Here is a 21,653-nt window from a genome sequence, read left to right as displayed (position 1 = left end):
GTCGAGCCGAGGCGGAGTCCGGGCGGCGATCCGGCAAGGCGCGGTTTCGTCCGGATACCGGTGTCGTATCCGGACGAAACCGCAACGCCGCCGGTCGTCGTCCGGGCCCGCCGCAGGCCGGCCAGTCCTTATGAAACAGGCCCGAGGGGCCCTGGCCGACGCCAGGGCCCCTCCTTCGTCAGTAGACGCGGGAGCCGATGAAGTCGTCGTGCCCGTAGCCGACCGGGTTGGCGGCGGTACGGGCCTCGTACGACCACTGCTGTCGGGTACTGCTTCCGCAGGTGGCCAACCGCAGGCGGGAGCTGCCCAGCAACGGGTTGTCGAACGCCACGCAGAGGTTGCTCGCCGCCGCCGGCCGGAGCTGGTTGCCGACGAACACGAACTGCTGGGCGCCGGTGCCGTTGCAGTCGTAGATGTTGATCGCGGTGCCGGCGGTCATCGAGCTGTTCGACACGTCCAGGCAGCGGTCGTGGGACAGCTCCGAGTGCAGCGACCGCCGGGTCGAGTCGTACCAGAAGCCCTGGTTACGCCCACCGTGGCAGGAGTGCGGCTGCTGGACTGTGCCGTTGCGGGAGTCGTAGCCCCGGCCGTCGACGCAGGTGCCGGTGGCCAGGTTGCGCAGTTGCTTGAACTCCAGCAGGCCCGGGTAGAGCACGCTGCCGCCGGTGCTGGCCGGGTCGACGCAACTGGCCCGCTCCTGGCCGGAGTTCCAGAACTGGGTGATGCACTGGGCGAACATGCCGTGCCCCCGGGCGTTCGGGTGGAACGACTGGCGGGCGGCGTTCTCGTTCCAGATCCCGACCTCGATGAACAGGCCGCGGACCGAGGTGTTGTCGGTGCACACCTCGTGCCCGTGGAAGAGTCGGCTGGCGTCCAGGTAGCGGGTGCCGGTCGCGGTGGCGGCGGCGCGCAGCGCCGACTCGAACAGCGGCACGGCCTTGTTGCGGGCGAACGCCGCGTCGGCCAGGTAGAGCAGACAACCACCGGAGTACCAGCCGGGGAAGTTCGGGTTGTCCTCCACGTCCGGGCTACCCGGGCTCGGGTACGACATGAGCACCAACTCGTAGTCCGAGCGTAGGTAGCCGGCGTTGGTCATGGTCTGCCGGATGTCGGTGAGCGCGTCGGTCACGGCCTGCCGACTGCCGTCGGTGCGGATCGTCCACTGGTCGGTGTAGGTGGGATAGCAGGCGCCCTGGAAGAACACCCGACGGATGGCGCAGTCGGTGGCGACCGGGCCGAACTGGATGGTGCCGTCACCGTTCGCGCCGACCACCACCCAGATCAGCTTCACGTGCGTGTTGCGCGCCTTGATGCCCAGGTAGTCGCCCTGGTTCAGCTCGTTGTGCTGGGTGGGGCCGCCGGCGATGAGGTTCCACGGGGTGGCACCGGAACAGGCGATGTTGTACTGCGTGTCGGACGGGATGCCGGTGCGGAAGACCGCCTGGTCGTACGAGCGGTCACACCAGTTGCCGTCCTGGTGGGTGCCGGGGACGTAGTTGCCGACGCCTTCGCCGGAGATCTCGCTGTCGCCCATGGTGACCAGCGCGGTGCGGCGTTGCTCGATCGGGCGGATCGCCGGGCTGCCGTAGAGGGCGGTGGCCTCGGCGGCGCGGACGGCCTCGAGGTTGGCGGGGAGTGGTTGGACGGCCGGTCGGTCGGCGGCGGCGGCCGGTCGGTCGGCGGCGGCGGGGGCGGCAGGTCCGGCGAGCATCGGTAGCACGAGAGCGGCGACGGCGACGACCACGGTGCTGGCCCGTCGTCGGGTCGCGCGTTCGGGCCTGGCGGGGATTGCAGGCATCGACGCACTCCTTTCGGCTCAGTCGCGGGACGTCGACTGAGTTACCAGACGGTAACGTGCGGATCAACCGATGTGAATGCGTCTCGGATCCTTGCGCGCGGGCTGCCGAACCGCCCGGATCGGACGATCCGGGCGCCGGCCGCCTGGCGGTGCGGGTCCGGTCCGAGTGTCCGGCCGGATCAGCGGCCGGGTGGCAACGCGTAGCCCACGTAGTCGCGGAACTCCAACCGCCAGCCGGCCGGAACGAGCTTCGCGCAGGCCGCCTTGGCGCCGGTGCAGACGATCGCGTCCACCGAGGTGGGGTCGGCCGGCAGCCGTTCCGGCAGCACCGACTGCAACGACACCAGCTCCGGCGAGCGGCCGTCCGGCTGGCGCAGCAGCAGCCACCACGGGTACTCCCAGTTGTCGTTCTGCTCCACCAGCCCGATCCGCCGCGCGCCGCTGTCGCGGACCGCCCCGGCAGCCCAGCGGAACTCGTCGGCCCACTGCGGGCGGCGCAGGAACCGGGTGTCCCAGTCCGAGGTGGTGAAGACCGAGCCGGAGCCGACGAGTCGGCGCGGGAAGCCGTACGACAGTGCGAGCATCCCGGCCAGCGCCGAGGTGACCAACACGACGACCACCGTCAGGGTGGCCAGCGACCGTCGCCGCCCACCCGGGCCGGCCGTGTTCGTCGCGTTCCGGGCGGCGCTGGCGCGGCGCCGCAGGAGCGCGTCCAGCCACAGCCCGGCGAGCGGCACGGCCAGCACCAGGGCGTAGAGAAGTAGTCGGTTGCCCCACGGCTGCCACTTGATCATCGCGGTGTGCAGCAGGACTGTCGCGAGCACCACCACCGCGTACGCCCGCAGCGGCCCGACCTGCCCGCTGTCGATCCGGCGCGGTCGGGCCAGCGCGACCACCGCGCCGATCAACGCCAGCGCCCCGGCGATCGGGAACGCCACCCGGTCCTCGTCCGGGTACCAGGCGGGTTCCGGGAAGATCTCCCGGCCGAACGTGATCGCCCGGTCCTGGGGGTCGACCCCGATCGCGTCCGCGCCGCCGATGATCGCCTTCCCGCCGACATTACGCAGCGGCGCCAGCGGCGTGTCGAACGCGGTGTGCCCGATCCGCAGCGCGTTGACCAGGATCGACGGCGGGTCGTGCCGTTCCATCGGGATCGACTCCCGCAGCCGGGGCGGGCCCAGCGGATGCCCGAACTCGGCAGTGACCCGGGCCAGGAACGGGCCGACCACCACGGCCGCGACCAGCAGGATCAGCACCGAACCACCGATGACGCGCGCCGCGCCGGCGACCGGGCGGGCAGTCGACCCCTCGGCAGCCGGTGCCCGGCTGGCCAGGGCCAGTCGGAGCTGCGCCAACCCCCAGAGCACGAGCAGTGGACCCACCGCGATCAGGCCACTGGTCTTCGTCACCGCGGTCAGCCCGGTGGCCGCCCCCAGCCCGAGCAGGGTGCCCCAGCCGGTCCGCCGACGCAGCCCGTCCAGCACCAGCGTCGCCGCGCAGGCCACCCAGGCCGCGCAGACCAGGTCGGTTTGCGTGCTTGTCGCCTGGAGCACCACCATCGGCGTGGTGGCCAGCACGAACGCGGTCAACAACTGAGCCCGCCGGCCGCCGCCGAGTTGCGCGGTGATCCGTGCGGCCACCAGCAGGCAGAGCACCCCGGCGGCCCACTGCACCAGGTTGTGCAGGTGGTCCCCGCCGGTCAGCAGGCGCAGGTGCAGCAGCAGGTACTCGGCTCCGGGCGGGATGGTCACCTGCCGGTGGATGGCGGTGGGCCAGAAGTCCAGGTCGCCCTGGGCCACCCAGTGCTCCACCTTCGGCAGGTGGTACGTCTGCGAGTCGAAGTTGTTCGGCTCGGCCAGCAGCGCGACGAGCAACTCCACCAGGACCAGCCCGCCGACCGTGCCGGCGAGCAGGCGCTCGCCCCGCCCCGCCGTACGCCACCTGTCCAGTGCCCTGGCGAGCAGGCCGCCGCGGGACCGACCGACCGGCCGGTCCCCCCGCCCGGCTGGGCCCTCGTCGATGCTCGGCGCGGGCAGCTCCGGACCGACGCCGGCGGCCACCGCCGCGCCGACCGGCACCCGTCGGGGTGTCGCGGCGGGCTGCCGCGCGGCGGTGGCGTCCCGACGCCAACGCACCCGAGCCGCCGCCGCGCAGGCGCACAGGAAGAGCAGCCAGGCGGCGACGAACGCCGGCCGGGTCAGCGCGTGCGACGCGCCGAGCACCTCGACGACGAGCACCGCGTACGCCCCGCTGAGCAGGGCGGCGCGCACCACGGCGAGCCGCAGCGGTGCCACCCCGGCGGCCCCGCGCGGCCTCGTCACGACGGTGAGCAGGAGCACCGCGGCGGCAGGCACCACCGCGAGCAGGGAGCCGGCAGCCGACATGGCGGGAAGTAAACACCATCGGTCTGGGACTGCCACGTCGACTGCCCGGCGGTGGCGGCCACCGTCGCGCTGACCAGCCGGGCTAGGCTATGCCCGACGTGTCGTCGCCACCGTGGAGATTCCCGTGAAGCTCTCGATCCTCATGCCGGTCTTCAACGAGGAAGAACGCATCGCGGATGCCCTCAAGCAGGCATTGGCGGTGGACTACCCGTGCGAGATCGAGCTGGTCGTCGTCGACGACGGGAGCCGGGACGGCACCGGCGAGGTCCTCGGTCGCGCCGACGACGCACGCCTGCGGGTCATCACCCACCAGCGCAACGCCGGTAAGGGTGCCGCCATCAAGACGGCCGTCGACAGCGCCGAGGGCGACTACATGGTCATCCTCGACGCCGACCTGGAGTACGACCCGCAGGACATCCCCAAGCTGCTCGACCCGGTGCTCGACGGGCGCGCCACAGTCGTCTACGGCAACCGCACCTTCGGCAGCCACAGCGCCTACAGCTTCTGGTACGTGATGGGCAACAAGGGCGTCACGATGGCGGCCAACGTGCTGTTCAACTCGTACATCGGTGATCTGGAGACCTGCTTCAAGCTGATGCCGGTGGCGCTCTACCGGTCGCTCGACGTGCGCTCGCGCGGCTTCGGCATGGAGGCCGAGGTGACCGGCAAGCTGCTGCGTCAACGGATCCGCCCGTACGAGGTGCCGATCAGCTACCGGGCACGTGGCCGGGAAGAGGGCAAGAAGATCACCTGGAAGGACGGCGTCGAGGCGATCTGGATCCTCGGCCGCGAGCGCGCACGCCGCCGTCCCGCCAAGTCAGCCGCGCGTTGAGCCCAGGAACGCGCTGATCGACCGCCGCAGACCGGCGGCGTCCAGGCCGTGCCACCGGGTGTGGTCGGCCGGGCTTCCGTAGCGTCGCAGGTCGGTCCGACCCACCCCGAGCGCGAGCAGCCGATGCGGCACGTCCGCCATCGCCCGGCTGACGAGGGCGCTCGACGTGCCCGCCAGGTACGGCTCGACGAGCACCACCTCGGTCCCGGCGAGCGCCCGTAGCCCGAGGGTGTCGAGCGGCCGGGGCGTGTGGGTGTACGCGACTGTCACGTCCATCGCCTCGGTCGCCGCCAACGTGGCATCGAGCATCGGCCCGACGGCCACCACCAGCGGCGCGCCCGGCCCGCCCCGCCGCAGCACCCGCAGCCGGTCCGCATCCGGGTACGCCTCGGCGTTGCGCTGCTCACTGAGCCGCAGGTAGATCGGGTCGTCACCGGTCGCCGCGTGCCGGAGCAGCGGGGCGACCTCGTCCGGGTGGCCGGGCACCCGCACCCTCCAGCCGTCGCCGAGCGAGTCGAAGAGCGCCACGTCCCCGGGCGACTGGTGGGTCCGGCCCTCCGCCGACCCGTCGTACGACGCGCCGATGCTGACCAGTACGGCGCCCATGCCCTGGTGGTCCAGATCCAGCTTGATCTGCTCGTACGCCCGATCCACCAGGAACGTCGCGTACGAGTGCACGATCGGGCGGAGCCCGGTCAGGGCGAGCCCACCGGCCACACCGATCATCAGTTGTTCCCGGATGCCGACGTTGAGCACCCGGTCCGGGTGCCGGTGACCGGCCGGCGCGAACTGGCTGGCCGAGATGTCGGCCACCACGAGTGCGGTACGCGGGTCCTCGTCGAGAAGGGCGGCGGTGGTGTCGATGAAGGCGTTACGCATGACTGTCATCCCCTGCTCTCGACCCGGGCGACCACCAGGTGCGGCAGTCGTGGCCGGTGCCCGGTCAGCGCCGCGTACAGGGCGGTGTGGTCCCGGCCGTCGACGGTGTCGGCGGTCCAGCCGTTGACGGTGAACCGGCTGGCGATCCCGCCGGCCCAACCATGGGTGGCGGACGAGTTGTCCACCACGATCGCGGTGAGGCTGTCCAGGCCGGTCGCCCCCGCGTACGCGATCGCCTCGTGGTTGGCGCCCTCGTCGAGTTCGGCGTCGCCGAGCAGCACGTACACCCGGGGGGTGAGCAGCCCCTGGGCTCGCAGGCCGAGGGCGGTGCCGACGGCCAGCCCGAGCCCGTGACCGAGTGAGCCGGAGCCGATCTCGACGCCGGGCACCAGCACCCGGTCCGGGTGGTGGCCGAGCCGGCTGTCCGGCCCGGCCAGGTCGTCGAGCCAGGCGTCCGGGATGAAGCCGTGCGCGGCGAGCACCGCGTAGTAGGCCGCCGGCCCGTGCCCCTTGGAGAGCAGGAACCGGTCCCGCTCCGGGTCGTCGGCGGTGTCGGGGGTGACCCGCAGCACCCGGTCGTAGAGCACCTGGAGCACGTCGATGGTGGAGTGCGCGCTGGGCGCGTGCTTCTCGTCGCCGGTCAGTCGTCGGATCAGCCCGGGAAGCCGGGCGCCGGTGTCGGTGGTCAGTGTGGTGGTCATGCCACTACTGTGTGACTTGAAGTGGACTTCAACTCAAGGGCCTGGTGATGCAGGATCTACTGACCATCGGCGAGTTGTCCGCCCGCTCCGGTGTGGCGCCGTCGGCGCTGCGCTACTACGAGCGACTCGGGCTCATCCGCGCCGACCGTACCGGCGGCAACCAGCGCAGGTACGCCCGCGCCGAGTTGCGCCGGGTCGCCTTCATCCGGATCTCCCAACAGGTCGGCGTCTCGCTCGACGAGATCCGGGCGGCGTTGGAGTCGCTGCCCGAGGCCCGCACGCCCAGCCCGCAGGACTGGGCGCGGCTCTCCGCGAGCTGGCGCGGCCGGTTGGACGAGAAGATCCGGCTGCTCACCAACCTCCGCGACGACCTGGACGGCTGCATCGGCTGCGGCTGCCTGTCCCTGCAACGCTGCACACTCAACAACCCGGGTGACGCGCTGGCCGGCGAGGGGCCGGGCGCCCGTCTGATGCTGCCCCGCCCGGCGGACGACACGCTCGTCTGATCACCCGCGGGTGAGCAGCACCTTGCCGAAGTGGTCGTTCGACTCGACGAGCCGGTGGGCCGTCGGCGCCTCGCTCATCGGCACCCGCCGGTCCACGATCGGTCGGACCGTGCCGGCCTCGATCAACGGCCACACCTCGTCCCGTACGCCCTGGACGATCTCCGCCTTCTCGGCGAGCGGTCGGGAGCGCAGTGACGTCGCCGCGACGCTGGCCCGCTTCGTCAGCAGCGCGCCGAGATCCAACTCGGCCTTGCGCCCACCCTGCATCCCGATCACCACCAGCCGGCCGCCGGTGGCCAGCGCGGAAACGTTCCGGCCCAGGTAGGACGCACCCATGATGTCCAGGACGACATCCGCACCCCGACCGTCGGTGACCCGCCGGACCTCCTCGACGAAGTCCTGCTCCCGATAGTCGATCGTGTGGGCCGCGCCCAACTCCCGCAGCCGGGCGTGCTTGGGCTCCCGCGCGGTGGTCAGGACCGTCGCGCCGAGAGCCGCCCCGAACTGGACCGCGAACGTGCCGATCCCGCTGCCCCCGCCGTGCACCAGCAGCGTGTCACCCGCGCCGAGCCGACCCACCTGGATCAGGTTCGACCAGACCGTGCAGGCCACCTCCGGCAGCGCCCCGGCGTCCACCGGGTCGCAGGCCGGCACCGGCAACAACTGCCCGGCGGGAACTGCGACCCGCTCGGCGTACCCCCCACCGGCCAGCAGCGCGCACACCTGCTGCCCGACCGCCCACCCGGCGACCTCCGACCCCACCTCGGTGACCACCCCGGAGCATTCCAACCCGGGGTACGCGGACGCACCCGGCGGTGGCGGGTAGTGCCCCTGCCGTTGCAGCAGGTCAGCGCGGTTGACCCCGCTGGCCCGCACATCCACGATCACCTCGTCGGGGCCCGGCTCCGGGTCGGGCACCTCGGCCCAGACCAGCGCGTCGGGTCCACCGGGCTGCGGAATGGTGATGGCTCGCATGGGCCCAGTCTTCCCGATCTCGTCGGGTGCCGCAGGCGCACCCTTCAGCCCACTGTGGACGGCCGAGATGGCCTGGTCGTCGCGTTCGGGGAGGGACGCCGGGCCGACCGGAGGGAGTCGTGGCAGACTGTGCGTGGCCGTACGCCCGCGGGTGGCGGCTCAGGAGGGTTCGCCTAGTGGCCGATGGCGCTGGTCTTGAAAACCGGTAAGGCAGCGATGTCTTCGTGGGTTCGAATCCCACACCCTCCGCCTGCTGGTGATCTACGTAGACGCAGCTCAGCCCCCGTTTCCCGACGAGGGCTGAATGCTGCTGGGGGGCTGGTGGGGGTACTCCGCGCCGCCGTTGCCGCTGATGGATCGAAGTGTGGCGATGGGCTGGGTCTGCTCATCGTGTGCGTTGGCCTCAGCGGGGGACGGCCGAAGCACCACCCGATGTGTCGGTAGACGACGAGCGCCCCCAGCCATCACAGCCGAGGGCGCATAGTAGGGCGTTAGATCATGCCTCTTGCAGCTCCCGCAGGTTGCGGTCGGTCGCTACGTACTGCGGCCAGTCGTCAGTGTGGCACTCGGCCGCGTGTAGGGCTGTGCGGATCTGGACCAGCAGGGCGTTGGCGGCGCTCTCGAAGTCAGGGGCCTTGATGCTCGTGGCGAACTCGACCGTGCGGTCAGCGAGACTCGCGGCCATTTGCACCTCGTGCTCCAGCTCGTCCAGGTGCTCCTGGACGGCGTCGAGGAAGTCTTCGTACTGGGCGTCAGTTCCGTGAGGGTCGCTTTCGAGCGTCATCTGGATCGCGATGCGATGCTGCCGCATGATCAACCTTTCTCCCAGCATGTAGCCCGCTTGAGCTGCCCGATCAGGTCTCTCAAGTAGTTCGCCCCCGAGGGGGTGCACTTCACGGTCTTCCAGTGCTTCTCCGGACAGGGGCAGTACATCTTGAAGTAGCTCTTCCCACCGCCGGTGATCCTCCAGTCCTTGCGCTCGGCGTCCTGGAGAACGTCCTCAAGTTCTTTGTACCTGTGCTTGGGGCGTGACACTTGGTAAACGCTCCTTGCCTCTTGAGGTTACATACCCAGAAGATCGACTAACAGGCGCGCTCGGTCACAGCCACTTGAACGGGATAAGACCGAGACTGAGCACGGTATGAGACACCTGCGGCGAAACGCCCTACTCGGGTCGTCAATGCGACAGTCCAGGAGTTCGTAGGCATAACGCGAAGCGCCCCGGCCGGTATGACCGGGGGCGCTTCCGTGTGTCGGTGGTGGCGGTTACTTCCCACACCCTCCGCCAACCCGAATGCCGAGCTTGATCCACTCGGCTTCCCGGAAGCCGGGGTGTTCGGTGTCAGGAATACCCGACACCAGTGAATGCGAGTCGATCAACTGCCGCAGCGAGTAGGCATCGACGGGCACCTCATCGCGGCGTACGGTCAGGGGTACTCGATGTACCCAATGCGGCGAGGTGCCTCATGGCGGATCAGCAACCCACCCCCGGCCAGCGCGTCGAGCGGCTTCGTCGAGCCGCCGGCCTCTCCCGCGAGCAGCTTGCCGGCCTTGCCGGACTGTCGCCGACCACGATCAAATTCGTGGAGAACGGGCGTCGGAGCCTGACCTTGCGGGCCGCCCAGCAGATCGCCCCGCACCTCGGCGTTCGTGACCTTGGTGATCTGTTCGGGCCGCAGGTGACCCTGTCTCTGGATGGCCGACCCAGCCACCCCGCGATCGGCGATGTCCGTCGGGCGTTGACCGCCTGGCACATTTCTGTCTCTGGTGAGCCGGAGTCCCCCGACTATCTGCGCGGCGCTGTCGACTCCGCGTGGCAGACCTGGCACACCTCTCGGCATCAGCGCACAGAGGTGAGCGTGGTCCTTCCCGGGCTGCTCGGAGCAACTCAGCGAGCGGCGCGGCTGCACACCGGCGACGATCGGCGTGACAGTCTCGCTCTGCTCGCCCAGGCGCATCACCTCGCGCAGGCTTACCTTGCCTGGCACGGTGATCGCGAGCTGTGTTGGCTCACCGTCGACCGCGGTATGGCTGCGGCCCTCGATGCTGATGACCCCCTGGCCATTGCCCAGTCCACCTGGTACGCGGCGCACCTGTTGCGCGCCGTCGGCCGGGGTGACGAGGCGTTGGAGCGTTTGCGGGAGGCTCGCGGCCTGATCGAGCCCCGAGTTGCCGATGGTGGCAGCGAGTGGGCCGAGATGTTGGCCGACCTGCATCTCTGTACGGCGTTGACGCGGGCTCGTGCCGGTGACCAGGGCGCCTGGTCCGACTGGGATGCCGCTCGTCGGGTGGTCGAGCAGGCCCTGCCGACCGGTTTCGTTGGCCTTCGCACCCGGGTGTCGCGGCCGTTGGTCGACGTGTACGCCGTGATGTGCGCGGTCGACCTGGGTGATCCTGACGAGGCGCAACGGCGGGCGCACTCGCTCGACCCGGCATCGATTCCGTCGACTGAACGGCGCGGCCGGCACTACGTGGAGTTGGCGCGCTCCGCCGACCTGGAAGGGGCACGAGAGGCGACGCTTCACCTGTTGAGCCTCGCGGAGTCCACCTCTCCCGAGACAGTCCGTTACTCACCAGCGGCACAGGAGTTGGCGGGCCGGCTGGCCAGGGAGGCGCCGGCCGCCATCCGCGACGAGGCGATCCAGTTGGAGAGCAGGATCGCGGTGCCGGAGTTGTAGGGGTACCTCCTGTCGCCGGGTACACCGCGTACCCTTCACGCCCTTCGTCGCTGCATAACGTGTTCTCGCGATTGCAGTGGGTGTGCGGCATTAGCTCCGAGTTGGGGCGATGCCCGCCACTTCTGAGACGGGAGGGCACCGCAATGATGTGGCCGTTCAACCTGCTCCGTCGGCACGCCAGACGACTGGCGGCTTCTGTACCGCTCGGTGCCACCGGCCCGGCGATTCAACGCGCGGAGCAGGAAGCTGCGCGGGAACGCTTGTTGGCTCAGGCTCGGCGTCACTCCGCCGGCAAACGCGACGGCGGGGCTGGCCGATGATGGGCGAGGTCCCCACCACTGTCAGAGCGGCCACGGATGCCCGATCGGTACAGGGGCAACGGGCTGCCGCTGTTCTGGCGAGCCGCCTCGCCGACCAACACATTCCGCGCCGGCCCGAGTGGACCTGCCGTACCTGCGAGCAGGACACCCCGTGGCCCTGCGCGCCAGCCCGAGTACGGCTGTCCGAGGCGTATGGCGGTGATCGGGTCGGTCTGTCGATGTACCTGGGCAGTTTGCACGTGGTGGCGATGACTGAAATGCCCGCCATCCCGGCGGCTGAACTGTTCGAGCGCTTTGTTCGGTGGGCGTGTTGAGCAGCCCGCTCACTGTGCCCCGCCGTTCGTCGCGGATCGCCTGGTCCACGCCTCGTAGCTGAGGAGGGCGACGAGGAACGCGGTGAGCAGGCCGAGTGCGGCCAGACCGGGCAGGTATCGACCGACGGGCAGCAACAGCAGCGCCAGACCGGGCGCGACATACTGCTCCAGCCGCACCGACTGGCCGCTGAGACCCAGGAAGATCGCCCTGCCCACGAGGTACAGGGCGGCCCCGCCGAACAGCGCGATGGTCGGGGCCCAGTTCAGGGTGGCGTGGGATTTCTCGTGCGTCAGGGCGGCGAGCACCTCCTCGACTCCCAGCGCCACGTAGATCGTCCCGGCGAGCAGCGGGAGGTGGGCGACGCTGTAGGCGTTGCCGGCCACGAAGCCCCGTCGCAGCCCGGGCGCCATCGTCAACGCTCGTTCGGCGTGCGCCGTGTTCGCGGAGTACAGCCAGTACAGGCAGATCGTGAGGACGAGGGTGAGCAGCGCCGCCACCAGGGTCGGCGTGCGGATCATCCGAGTGCCGATCCCGGCACCGACCGAGATCAGGGACTCACCGAGCGCGATGATCACCACGAGGCCGTGCCGCTCCACGAAGTGACCGGGGCTGCGTACCGGCCACCCGCTCACCAGCAGGGCGAGCACCCCACCGCTCATGTCGACGATGAGTGCCGCCGCCCAGAGCAGGAGTTGCGCGGTGCCGCCGAGCACGGCCCCGAGGACGAGCGGTAGCCAGGACAGCGCGGTGGTGAGGGCGTAGAGACGAACGGTGCGGCTCAGTCGGGGGTCGTCCGCCGCCGCCCAGTGGAAGAGGGCGGAGTCGATCACTCGCACCACGACGTACGCCAGCACCAGGATCAGACGTGGTTTCGTCGTATGCGGGCCGGTCTGCCAGGCCTCGGGGATGACAAGCGCGATGAGGAAGACAGCGGCCATCGCCACGGTGACGCCGGCCCGGGTGAGCCCGACGTCGAGCCGGACGTAGTTGCCCAACCAGGCGTAGACCAACCAGGAGTTCCACAGCAGCACGAGGACGAGGAGCCCCTGCGTCAGGGTCTCCGACGAGGGCCGCTCGCTCATGAACGTGGTGACCCGGATGAGCCCGAAGACCAGCACCAGGTCGAAGAAGACCTCGAACAGCGTCGGTCGGTGTTTCTCCGCCGTGACTACCGGCCGCGGCCAGGAGATCCACCCCATCGGGTCATCTTGACTGTTCGTCCCGAAGCGGCTCGCCGCCTCGCGTCCCGGTCACTCTGGCGGGTTCGCGGCCCGCCGCTCCTCGCGGATCGTCTCGTCGGCCAGCCGCTCGACCGCACGTCGCCGTTCTCGGGCGAGCGACTGCTCGTCCGGCTTGCGCAGCGCGGTGACGACGGCGATCAGGAAGTCACGCCAGATGCTCAAGAATTTCCCCCGTGGACTGTTGCGGCGATGATCGTATCCGCGCGGCGTTCCCCGGCAGCGCCCAACCGGTCGTCGGCGGCCCCTCGACGGGGTAAGAAGAGGCGGAAAGCTCCGCACACCGGAAGGACGCGTCCCGATGACCCTGGAACGACCGATCGCCCCGGACCCGTACGAGCTGCTGCCGACGCTGCCCTCGTTCACGCTGACGAGTGACGACGTGCAGAACGGTGAGCCGATGGACGCCCGGCACGCGCATGGCAGCACCGGGGGTGACAACGTCTCGCCGCAGCTCACCTGGTCGGATTTCCCCGCCGAGACGAAGAGCTTCGCGGTGACCTGCTACGACCCCGACGCGCCGACCGGCAGCGGTTTCTGGCACTGGGTGCTCGTGAACGTGCCGGTCGAGGTCACGCAGTTGCCCAGCGGCGCCGGTGGCGCGGCCGGCACCGACCTCGGCGGGGCGTTCGCGGTCCGCAACGACTACGGCGACCAGGGCTACGGCGGTGCGGCCCCACCCCCCGGCGACCGCCCGCACCGGTACGTCTTCGCGGTGCACGCGGTAGACGTCGACCGCCTGGACCTGACCCCGGACGCAAGCCCCGCCTACGTGGGCTTCAACCTCACGTTCCACACCCTGGCCCGAGCGGTGATCCGCCCGACTTACCAGATCAAGGAGTGACCCGTACCCCGCGATCTTGCACTTTCAGCCCCGACGATCTCCGCGTAAAGGAACGTTTGGGCGACCGGAAGTGCAAGATCGCGGGGGCGGGGCGCGTGGGGGTCTAGGACGGTACTCGGGCTACCGCGAAGACGGACTGGCCGAACGGGGGGCGTACCAGTTGCTCGGCGGCCTTGGTGGCGGGCAGGACGACTGTGTCGTACACCTTGACCATCGGGCCCTCCTTCGGCATCAGCCGGAAGACCTTGGTGGCCATGAAGTAGCCGATCAGGCCCAGCGCGTTGGCGTAGTGGATCTTCTCGACGGTCAGGCCGGCCTCGGTCATCGCCGCGTGGAGGGTCTTCTTCGTGTAGCGGCGGACGTGCCCGGTGGCGACGTCGGCCGGGCTCATCGCGAACTGGAAGGCCGGCACGATGATGATCACGGCACCGCCGGGTCGGACCAGGTCGCGCATGCTGCTCAGCGCACCCACGTGGTCCTCGATGTGCTCCAGGACGTTGTACGAGACCGCGGCACTGTAGTTGCCCCGGTCGCTCTGCGGCAGCAGCATCTGCCGGACGTCGATGTTGGGTCGGTCGGCGAGGCGCTCCTTGAGCTGCACCAGCCGGTCCGGGTCGGCCTCGGTGGCGGTGAACCGGGGCAGCAGCTCGGACCACTCCAGCGCGTAGTCACCGAGGCCGCTGCCGATCTCGATCGGGTCGTCGCCGAGGTACGGCACGGCCAGCTCGATGAACCAGCGCCGGTGGTTGACAGCCGTCGCGAGGCCTTCCAACACCTCGGACTGAACGCGCTGATCCCCAGTGATTTCTGCCATGCGTCGATTCCTCACGATATGAACTCGACCCGTGCCTGGACCGACAGAGTGAATCATCCGCTGGGACGGCAGAAGAATCGGGGCATCGGGGGTGGCCGAATTATGGTCGGGGGTGGGCTCGTGATCGGCGGTCGGCGAACCCGGCACATAGTACGGCAGTACCCGGAAACATGTCACGGCAGCGTCAGGCCCTGACTACCCTGTGAATTGTCATGACTACTCCTGAGTCGGCCTCGCCCAGCGGCAGCGACGGGCCGGCCGCCGCGTCGTCGGCGCGGGGGAGCCCTGGTCGTGCCCGGCCTTCCCGTGGGGGCAGGCGGACGGACCTGTTCGCCGTGCTGAGCTTCGCGCTTCTCGGCCTGTGGGTGACCGCTCGGCTCTGGTTGGAGCCGGGCAGCGGCGTGCGGGACAACCGGTCCGACCAGTCGCAGTTCGAATGGATGATGGCGCACGGTGCGCGAGTCGTGACGCACTTCGCGTACCCGTTTCATTCCAATCAGATGAACGTCCCGGACGGCGTCAATCTGATGGCCAATACGTCCGTATTATCCATTTCGCTGCCACTGGCGCCGGTCACCCTGCTCCTGGGGCCACGTGTGGCATTCCTGGTCTTTCTCACCCTCGGCATGATTGCCACCGCCACCGCCTGGTATTTCCTGCTCTCCCGGGTGCTGATCGGCAGCCGGGGGCCGGCGTGGCTGGGCGCCGGCTTCTGCGCGTTCGCGCCGGCCATGGTGTCGCACGCCAACGGGCACCCGAACATCGTGTCGCAGTTCGTCGTCCCGTTGATCATCTGGCGCACCCTGCGACTCGGCGACCCGGGCCGCTGGCTGCGCAACGGGATCCTGCTCGCGCTCGTGATCGTCTGGCAGGCCTTCCTCAACCTGGAGATCCTGCTGATGACCGCGATCGGGCTCGGCGTGATCGTCGGCGTGCTCGCCGTCGGTCGGGCGGATCTGCGCTCCCGCGCCCGGTCCTTCCTCGCCGGTCTCGCCGTCGCCGCCGGGGTCGCCGCGCTGCTGCTGGCGTACCCCCTCTACGTGCAGTTCTTCGGACCGGACGCGTACTCCGGGTTGTCCCGGCTGATCCGCGGCTACTCCAGCGACCTGGCGTCGTTCGTCGCGTACTCCCGGGAGGCACTCGCCGGCAGCCCGCGCACCGCCGCGGGCCTGGCCAAGAACCCGACCGAGGAGAACAGCTTCTTCGGCTGGGCGCTGGTGGTGCTGGTGGTCGGCCTGGTCTGGTGGCTGCGACGCTCGGTCGTGGTGCTCGCGCTCGCCGCGCTCGGGCTGCTCTTCGCGGTGCTCTCGCTGGGTCGGGAGGTCCGCTTCGACAACCGGGGTACGGGCGTGCCGGGCCCCTGGGCGGCACTGGAGAACCTGCCGATCCTGCACTCGGTGGTGCCGACGCGGTGGGCGTTGGCGATCACACCGATCATCGGGCTGCTCCTCGCCTACGGCGCCGAACGCGCCCGCGAACTGGCCGACGCGCACCCGGCCGCCCGGGGGCAGGTCCGCATCGTCACCGCCATCGTGCTCACGATGGCCCTGTTGCCGATCGTCCCCACTCCGCTGCCGGTGACCCGTCTCGACCCGGTCCCCACCTTTGTGACGAGTGGTGCCTGGCGTCCGTACGTGACGGGTGGGCGCAGTGTGGTGACCCTGCCACTGCCGGACACCACCTACGCGGAGCCACTGCGGTGGTCCGCGGCAACCCGGCTGGACATGCCGCTAGCCCGTGGCTACTTCCTCGGCCCGGACACCCGCCCGAACGCCGAGGCCCCGCGCGTCGCGCTGTTCGGTGCGCCGCCCCGCCCCACCAGCAGCTTCTTCGCCACCATCCGGCGTACCGGGGCGGTGCCGCCGATCACCCCGCAGGGGCGGGTTCGCGCGGTCGACGACCTGCGCTTCTGGCGGGCGGGTGTGGTCATCCTCGGGCCGCACGAGCACGAGGCCGCGCTGCGTCGGGGGATGACCGAGCTGACCGGGCTCCAGCCGAGCTTCACCGGCGGCGTGTGGGTGTGGGACGTCCGGTCGTTCACCGACTGAGCCGACGAGTGGCTAGCGGACGCAGCAGCCCTGGCAGACCTTCGGACGGGGCAGGGTGAAGGCGAGGCAGCAGGTGCGCCGCTGCACGGTCGGCTCACCGGTCGGCCCCGGCACCAGCTCGATCAGATCGGCCAGGTCGAGCGCGCCGAGCAGGGTGTCGATGGTCTGCACCGTCGAGCCGGGCAGACCGTCGGCGGCCCGCAGGATGCCGTGCGCGATGCCGGATGCGACCGAGCCGAGCAGCGTCCGGGTGCCCACCCGGACCTCCGACTGGATCGCCGTGATGAGCGGTGCGAGGTGGGCGTCGAGCAGGGAGGCGCGCAGTGCGCCAAGCAGCTCCGCCTCGTCGGCGACGACCCGCACCTCCGGCAGGCCGGCGAGCGCCAGGGGGTCGTTCGGCAGCACCGCGACTGTGGTGCCACGACGCAGGCCCATGGTGAGCAACGGCCGGTGGTCCTCGAAGTGGATCAGCACGTCGGCCGGATCGAGCAGCGGCACCCGTCGGGCGGAGGCCCAGCCGAGCACGACCGGCAGCGCGGTCCAGTAGCTGTACGACTTCCAGGCCAGCGCGGCGCAGGCGTGCGGGGTGCCACCCCAGCGGACGGCGGCGCCGCGCAGCAGCTCCGGCAGCCGACTGCCGTCGAGCAGGGTGGTGGCGGGCGCCCAGCCGAACTCGTCGTCGACGACCAGGCCCGGGGCGAGCCCGGGAACGTCGTCGGTGCCGAACATGGCCCGCAGCGCTGCGGTGACGGGGGCGAGTGGCGTGGCGACGGCGCCCCGCCTCGGCATCACCGCTGTCACCTGAGTCATCCCCCGTCTGCGTGACCGAGGAGTACGCCCCGGCGGACGAGCCAGTGCCGTCCTGAGCTAAGGCTAGCCTAACCAAGCTTGCCGGGATACCCGAGTGGCTGTAATTCGAGCGACACATGCTGCCGGATTCCGGCAGACGGGGAGGCCCCGGACCGCGTACCGCGATCCGGGGCCTCGTAAACGCGACTCAGTCGTTCAAGCCGCAGTCCTTCGCCGGGGTGGGCTGGCAGGGCAGCTTCCGGTAGTCGGCCGGAGGAGTCACCGTGACCTTCGCCAGGTTCGCCTCGCTGCGGGGCAGCCACTCGTAGTCGCTGGTGGTGGTGCCGGTGAACAGTTTGTTGATCACCCGCACCGGCCGGTAGGAATCCGCGTCGACCCAGATCTGCATGGACTCCTCGGCGGCCTTCGCCGCGTCCATGGCGCTGTCCGGGCCGCCCAGCCACTGCAGGTGCAGGGTCTGCCTGCCGTTCAGCTGCTCCTTCCCGACGAGCGTCACCTTCCCGCTGTCGACCGCGCGCTTCAGGTCGGCGGGGTTGAGCGACGGCGGCAGGTGCTGGACCTGGTTGGTGTCGAGGGGCTTGAGCGAGCTGATCTGGTAGGTCCACCACTTCTTCTTGTCGTGGTTCAGCTCGACGGCGGTGGAGCCGTCCAGCGCCAACGTGTACGAGCGGACGTCGCCGAACAGGATCTTGTTGTCCTGCCGATCCCGCTTGGTGGAGGGGTCGGCCCAGAGTTCGATCGAGCTCGCCGGCTTGCCGTCACGGCCCTGGTGCTGGGCGGTCTCGTGCTGGACGTACCCCGGAAGTTCACTCAGGGCGGTGGCCGTCTGCTCGGCGACGTAGCCGACGGTGATCATGTCCGGCCTCTCCGCCGTGGTGCCGCCGCCTCCGGTGCCGCCGGGAGTGAGGGCCAGCGAGGCCCCCAGCGCCACGGCGGCGATCACCGGCGTGGCGACGGCGAGGCCCAACGCCCGGGTACGGCGCCTGTTCCTGCGGTGCAGGGTCTCGGTGAGATCTGCTGGTGCGGTCATCGTGTACATCTCCTCGTGGAGCCGGTCGCCCAGCAACCGGCCAAGCTGTTCGTCGTCGAGAGCGGTCATCGCAAGGTCCTTGCCTCTTCGGTCTCGTGAAGGTCGCCGAGTAGTTCGCGCAGCCGCGCCAGCGCACGGGAGGTGTACGACTTGACCGTTCCGATCGAGCAGCCGATCAGCTCCGCCGTCTGCTCGATGGAGAGGTCTTCGAAGTAGCGGAGCACGATCACCTGTCGCTGCCGCACGGGAAGTTGTGCGAGCGCGGCGGCGACCGTCTGCCGCTCCCCGATGCCGTCGAAACCCGCATCACTGGAACGGAACGCATCGGGGTTGTCCGGCAGCGCGGTCTCGCGTGGCCGCCGCAGGAGATCCCTGATCCGGTCCCGGGACAGGTTGACCATGACCTGCCGGACGTACGGCTCAGGTGCCTCGCGGGCCTTGGACCAGCGACGCATCGTGCGGAGCAGGGCGGTCTGCAGCAGGTCCTCGGCGTGGCCCCGGTCCCCGGTGAGGAGGTACGCGAGCCGCAGGAGCGCTGCCGACCTCTGCTCGACGAAGCTGTCGAAACTCGGATCAACTCTCACGCGGATAAGGACTCCGGACGCTCGACGGGGGTTGCCATGAACAGCCACTGTCACAACCGACGTTCGCCGGTGAACTGTCAAGTGATGTGTCGAAAACATGCCAGATATGTGTGCACTTGGCCACGGAACGTGAAACTGATACTCCCGGCCGCGAGGAAGCCGATGACGACCTCACCCCTCGAACGGGCTGCCGAGTCCTTCGCGGCCGAGCTTGCCCGCCAACGCACCGGGCGCGGGCTGTCCAAGAAGCAGTTGGCCGTCCTCATGGGGTTCGACCCGTCCTACGTGAGCCACGTCGAAGGGCGCCGGCACCGCCCGACCGAGGACTTCGCCCGCCGTGCCGAGGCCGTCCTCGAAGCCAACGGCGCGATCTGGCAGCGCTTCCGGGAGTACAACGATCTCCGGCACGCCCGCAGCGGTCAGCCGCACCGCGAGTCGTACCAGCCCGGGCAGTGGCTGCCACCCGGCACCGGCCTCGTCGTGGAACGGGAACTCGCCACCCTCACCCACACCGACGCCGGCTACCGGTGCGTCATCCACCGTGAGTTGTACAACGCCGGGACCGAGCCGGTCACCCGTTACCTGGCCCGGGTCGCCGTCGACCGCTACCCGAACGATCCCGGCCGCTCCAACCGACACCACCGGGAGCACCAGCTCACGTTCGCCGAGCTGCAACTACAGGCCCGTCGAGACGACGGCAGCGGCGACCCGGAGCCGATGCACTGGCGAGCCAAGCACGACCGGGACGCGTTCAAGGAAATCTGGCTGCTCTTCGAGAACGGGGAACGGCGCTTCCCGCTCTATCCGGGCGACCGGGTCACCATCGAGTACGAGTACAGCGTCGGGCACGAGAAGTGGGGCCCCTGGTTCCAGCGGGCCGTCCGGCTACCCACCCGACACCTCGCCGTCCGCCTGGACCTGCCCACGGCGCTCGACCCACAGGTCTGGGGCGAGGAGACCTCGCTCTCCGCCGAGGAGGGCCCGCTGCGGACGGCACCACAGCGGCACGACGAGGGTGACCGGGCGATCTACGAATGGCAGACCGACGACCCGCCGCTGAACGCCCGCTACCGGATGCAGTGGCGCTTCCGTGCCCGCCCCGACACCGAGCCAGACCCCGGCCCCGGTGGTGTCCGGGTGCGGCCCAGCGACCGGATGCGCGGCCTCGGCATCGTGCAACGCGGCGCCGACCTGCTCCGCCAACACACCCGCCCGTTCGACCTGCCAGCGGAGGAGCAGGTCGCGCGGGACGTCGTCGACCGGCTCACCACGACCCTGGCCAGACTCGACGAACTGCACCCGTTCAACAAGGGGGTCGGCGTCGCCGCCCCGCAGTTCGGCATCGGCCGGGCCGCGGCAGTGGTGCGGCCCCCGGACCGCTCGGCCGAGCCGGTCGTGCTGCTCAACCCCCGGGTGGTCGACGCCGCCACGGACACCGACGAACAGTACGAGGGCTGCCTGTCCTTCTTCGACCACCGAGGTCTGGTGCCCCGGCCGCTGCGCCTGGACGTGGAGCATGCCCAGTGGGACGGCAGCCGGATCATCACGTCGTTCGAGTTCGGCATGGCTCGGCTTGTCGCACACGAGATCGACCACCTGGAGGGCCGGCTCTACGTCGACCGGATGGCACCCGGCGTGCCGCTGGTGCCGGTCGAGGAATACCGGGAGACCGGGCACCCCTGGCGCTACTGACCAAGAAGGGACCGGGGCGCGTGCCCCAGGGGGCGGGGGCACGCGCCCCGGTGTGGGGGGAGGAAGGTCTAGAGGTCACCGAAGGTGTCGTAGCGGATGTGTGGCGGTGGCACCTCGTCCGCGGCGAGCACCCGCAAGGTGGACCGGACCATCCGCGCCGAGCCGGAGACGTAGCAGTCGTGCGTGGTCCACGGGCCGTACCGGGCCACCACATCCGGGATGTCGCCCAGCTCACCGTCGAAGTCCGGGTCCTCGCTGCACGCCGCGGTGACCGACAACCACGGGTGCGCGGCGACCAACTCCTGCAACCCGGCCAGGCCGTACAGGTCGGCTGCCTGCCGGGCACCGTAGAAGACGTGCACCCAGCGGGTGCGGTTGCAGGTGGCCAACTCCTCCACCAGCGCCTTGATCGGTGCCAGGCCGACCCCGCCGGCCACACAGAGGATGTCCCGTTCCGAGGAGCGGTCCAGGATCATCGACCCCATCGGCGCCGCCAGGCGGAGCAGGTCACCCGGCCGCACCCGACGCACCAGCGCGCCGGACACCCAGCCAGCTCCCGGCGACCGCACGTGGAACTCCAGCACGTTGTCGTCGTTCGGGGCGTTCGCCACCGAGTAGTTCCGCCACTCCCGGGGGTGGTGGCGCGGCACCTCCAGGCTGACGTACTGCCCGGCCTTCCAGCGCAGTGGATGCTGCAACGCCTGGCAGGTCAGCACGGCGGTGTCCGGGCCGTACCGTCTGTGGGTCAGCACCTCGGCGTGCCAGAACGGCGGGCCGTCGTCGTCGGTCGCCCCGGCCACCATCAGCGCGGCGACCGCACCGTACGCCTCCCGCCACGCCTGGTCGTACTCCAAGTTCCAGCCGTCGCCGGCGGTGCTGCGCAGCGCGTCCAGCAGCGCGACGCCCATCGTGGCGTAGTGCCGATCGTCGACGTGGTACTTCCGGTGGTCGCGGCCCAACGCCCGGAGAAACTCGTCGAAGCGCTCCGGGTCGTCGACCGAGTGGATCGCCGTGATGATCGCTTCCAGGAGCCGGTCGCCCTGGCCGCTCATCTGCACCGGGAAGAGGTGCCGCAGGGCGGGGTCGAGCAGGAACACCCGGGCGTAGAAGTGGGCGCTCAGCCGAGCCCGATCGTCCTCGACCAAGGTCCAGCTCTCCTTCAGCAACCGTGCGAGGTTGTCCACGGGGCGCTCCTCCTCCAGTCG

The 21,653-nt window shown here is 70.2% G+C and carries 20 protein-coding genes and 1 tRNA gene; 7 read left to right on the top strand and 14 right to left on the bottom strand.

Annotated features, from left to right (window positions below; genetic code table 11):
- Positions 1 to 178: 178 nt before the first annotated feature.
- Both AB0B14_RS35105 and AB0B14_RS35100 read right to left on the bottom strand, forming a co-directional pair.
- Entirely contained in the window at positions 179 to 1,798 is a 1,620-nt protein-coding gene (locus AB0B14_RS35105; RefSeq protein ID WP_357526385.1) for a ricin-type beta-trefoil lectin domain protein, read from the bottom strand.
- A 179-nt stretch (positions 1,799 to 1,977) separates the two neighbouring features.
- Entirely contained in the window at positions 1,978 to 4,182 is a 2,205-nt protein-coding gene (locus AB0B14_RS35100; protein ID WP_357526383.1) for a glycosyltransferase family 39 protein, read from the bottom strand.
- Positions 4,183 to 4,306: 124 nt separating this feature from the next.
- On the opposite strand from AB0B14_RS35100, the gene AB0B14_RS35095 reads away from it, so the two are divergent.
- Positions 4,307 to 5,014, top strand: coding sequence for a glycosyltransferase family 2 protein (locus AB0B14_RS35095; protein ID WP_357065789.1), 708 nt, complete (start codon positions 4,307 to 4,309; stop codon positions 5,012 to 5,014).
- On the opposite strand, the gene AB0B14_RS35090 is transcribed toward AB0B14_RS35095, so the two are convergent.
- Together AB0B14_RS35090 and AB0B14_RS35085 are read right to left on the bottom strand one after the other, a co-directional pair.
- On the bottom strand, positions 5,000 to 5,893 hold the full coding sequence (locus AB0B14_RS35090) for a transketolase (protein ID WP_357526381.1): 894 nt from the start codon (positions 5,891 to 5,893) through the stop codon (positions 5,000 to 5,002). The two genes, AB0B14_RS35095 and AB0B14_RS35090, sit on opposite strands and share 15 nt — an antisense overlap.
- A gap of 5 nt (positions 5,894 to 5,898) precedes the next feature.
- Positions 5,899 to 6,594, bottom strand: a complete 696-nt coding sequence (locus AB0B14_RS35085) for a transketolase (RefSeq protein ID WP_357526379.1) — start codon at positions 6,592 to 6,594, stop codon at positions 5,899 to 5,901.
- Between the two features lie 47 nt (positions 6,595 to 6,641).
- On the opposite strand from AB0B14_RS35085, the gene soxR reads away from it, so the two are divergent.
- Positions 6,642 to 7,100: a redox-sensitive transcriptional activator SoxR gene (soxR, locus tag AB0B14_RS35080; protein ID WP_357065783.1), complete on the top strand. Its 459-nt coding sequence runs from the start codon at positions 6,642 to 6,644 to the stop codon at positions 7,098 to 7,100.
- On the opposite strand, the gene AB0B14_RS35075 is transcribed toward soxR, so the two are convergent.
- Positions 7,101 to 8,075: an NAD(P)H-quinone oxidoreductase gene (locus AB0B14_RS35075; RefSeq protein WP_357526377.1), complete on the bottom strand. Its 975-nt coding sequence runs from the start codon at positions 8,073 to 8,075 to the stop codon at positions 7,101 to 7,103.
- A gap of 162 nt (positions 8,076 to 8,237) precedes the next feature.
- Between AB0B14_RS35075 and AB0B14_RS35070 the strand changes: the two genes are divergently transcribed.
- A tRNA-Ser gene (locus AB0B14_RS35070) sits at positions 8,238 to 8,324 on the top strand.
- A gap of 247 nt (positions 8,325 to 8,571) precedes the next feature.
- Here the strand turns inward: AB0B14_RS35070 and AB0B14_RS35065 are convergent.
- Positions 8,572 to 8,892, bottom strand: a complete 321-nt coding sequence (locus tag AB0B14_RS35065; RefSeq protein WP_357526375.1) for a hypothetical protein — start codon at positions 8,890 to 8,892, stop codon at positions 8,572 to 8,574.
- Positions 8,889 to 9,110 carry a hypothetical protein gene (locus AB0B14_RS35060; RefSeq protein WP_355004433.1) on the bottom strand — a complete coding sequence of 74 codons (222 nt, stop codon included), beginning with the start codon at positions 9,108 to 9,110 and terminating at the stop codon, positions 8,889 to 8,891. Before AB0B14_RS35060 ends, AB0B14_RS35065 begins: the two co-directional genes overlap by 4 nt.
- Positions 9,111 to 9,541: 431 nt before the next feature.
- Here AB0B14_RS35060 and AB0B14_RS35055 point away from each other — a divergent pair, with 431 nt between their 5' ends.
- Positions 9,542 to 10,753, top strand: a complete 1,212-nt coding sequence (locus tag AB0B14_RS35055) for a helix-turn-helix transcriptional regulator (RefSeq protein ID WP_357526373.1) — start codon at positions 9,542 to 9,544, stop codon at positions 10,751 to 10,753.
- Between the two features lie 643 nt (positions 10,754 to 11,396).
- Here AB0B14_RS35055 and AB0B14_RS35050 read toward each other — a convergent pair.
- Both AB0B14_RS35050 and AB0B14_RS35045 read right to left on the bottom strand, forming a co-directional pair.
- On the bottom strand, positions 11,397 to 12,587 hold the full coding sequence (locus AB0B14_RS35050) for a low temperature requirement protein A (RefSeq protein ID WP_357526372.1): 1,191 nt from the start codon (positions 12,585 to 12,587) through the stop codon (positions 11,397 to 11,399).
- A 51-nt stretch (positions 12,588 to 12,638) separates the two neighbouring features.
- Entirely contained in the window at positions 12,639 to 12,791 is a 153-nt protein-coding gene (locus AB0B14_RS35045) for a hypothetical protein (RefSeq protein WP_357065771.1), read from the bottom strand.
- Between the two features lie 136 nt (positions 12,792 to 12,927).
- On the opposite strand from AB0B14_RS35045, the gene AB0B14_RS35040 reads away from it, so the two are divergent.
- Positions 12,928 to 13,470, top strand: a complete 543-nt coding sequence (locus tag AB0B14_RS35040; protein ID WP_357065769.1) for a YbhB/YbcL family Raf kinase inhibitor-like protein — start codon at positions 12,928 to 12,930, stop codon at positions 13,468 to 13,470.
- 103 nt (positions 13,471 to 13,573) lie between these two features.
- Here AB0B14_RS35040 and AB0B14_RS35035 read toward each other — a convergent pair whose 3' ends face one another.
- Positions 13,574 to 14,284 (bottom strand): class I SAM-dependent methyltransferase, encoded by a 711-nt coding sequence (locus AB0B14_RS35035; protein WP_357526370.1) that lies wholly within the window; start codon positions 14,282 to 14,284, stop codon positions 13,574 to 13,576.
- Between the two features lie 212 nt (positions 14,285 to 14,496).
- Between AB0B14_RS35035 and AB0B14_RS35030 the strand changes: the two genes are divergently transcribed.
- Positions 14,497 to 16,332, top strand: a complete 1,836-nt coding sequence (locus tag AB0B14_RS35030; protein ID WP_357526368.1) for a hypothetical protein — start codon at positions 14,497 to 14,499, stop codon at positions 16,330 to 16,332.
- 12 nt (positions 16,333 to 16,344) lie between these two features.
- Here the strand turns inward: AB0B14_RS35030 and AB0B14_RS35025 are convergent, their stop codons facing one another.
- The 3 genes from AB0B14_RS35025 to AB0B14_RS35015 all read right to left on the bottom strand — a co-directional run bounded on the left by AB0B14_RS35025 (position 16,345) and on the right by AB0B14_RS35015 (position 18,762).
- Positions 16,345 to 17,121, bottom strand: coding sequence for an IucA/IucC family C-terminal-domain containing protein (locus AB0B14_RS35025; protein WP_357526389.1), 777 nt, complete (start codon positions 17,119 to 17,121; stop codon positions 16,345 to 16,347).
- Between the two features lie 208 nt (positions 17,122 to 17,329).
- Entirely contained in the window at positions 17,330 to 18,241 is a 912-nt protein-coding gene (locus AB0B14_RS35020; RefSeq protein ID WP_357526366.1) for a hypothetical protein, read from the bottom strand.
- Entirely contained in the window at positions 18,238 to 18,762 is a 525-nt protein-coding gene (locus tag AB0B14_RS35015) for a SigE family RNA polymerase sigma factor (protein WP_357526387.1), read from the bottom strand. The genes AB0B14_RS35020 and AB0B14_RS35015 overlap by 4 nt, the downstream gene beginning before the upstream one ends.
- A gap of 156 nt (positions 18,763 to 18,918) precedes the next feature.
- Here AB0B14_RS35015 and AB0B14_RS35010 point away from each other — a divergent pair, with 156 nt between their 5' ends.
- Positions 18,919 to 20,448, top strand: coding sequence for a peptide deformylase (locus AB0B14_RS35010; RefSeq protein ID WP_357065759.1), 1,530 nt, complete (start codon positions 18,919 to 18,921; stop codon positions 20,446 to 20,448).
- Positions 20,449 to 20,516: 68 nt separating this feature from the next.
- On the opposite strand, the gene AB0B14_RS35005 is transcribed toward AB0B14_RS35010, so the two are convergent.
- Positions 20,517 to 21,632: a globin domain-containing protein gene (locus tag AB0B14_RS35005; protein WP_357526364.1), complete on the bottom strand. Its 1,116-nt coding sequence runs from the start codon at positions 21,630 to 21,632 to the stop codon at positions 20,517 to 20,519.
- Positions 21,633 to 21,653: the final 21 nt, after the last annotated feature.

Source organism: Micromonospora sp. NPDC049171 (assembly GCF_040648275.1).
GTDB lineage: Bacteria > Actinomycetota > Actinomycetes > Mycobacteriales > Micromonosporaceae > Micromonospora.
This window is presented reverse-complemented; position numbering and strand designations above follow the sequence as displayed.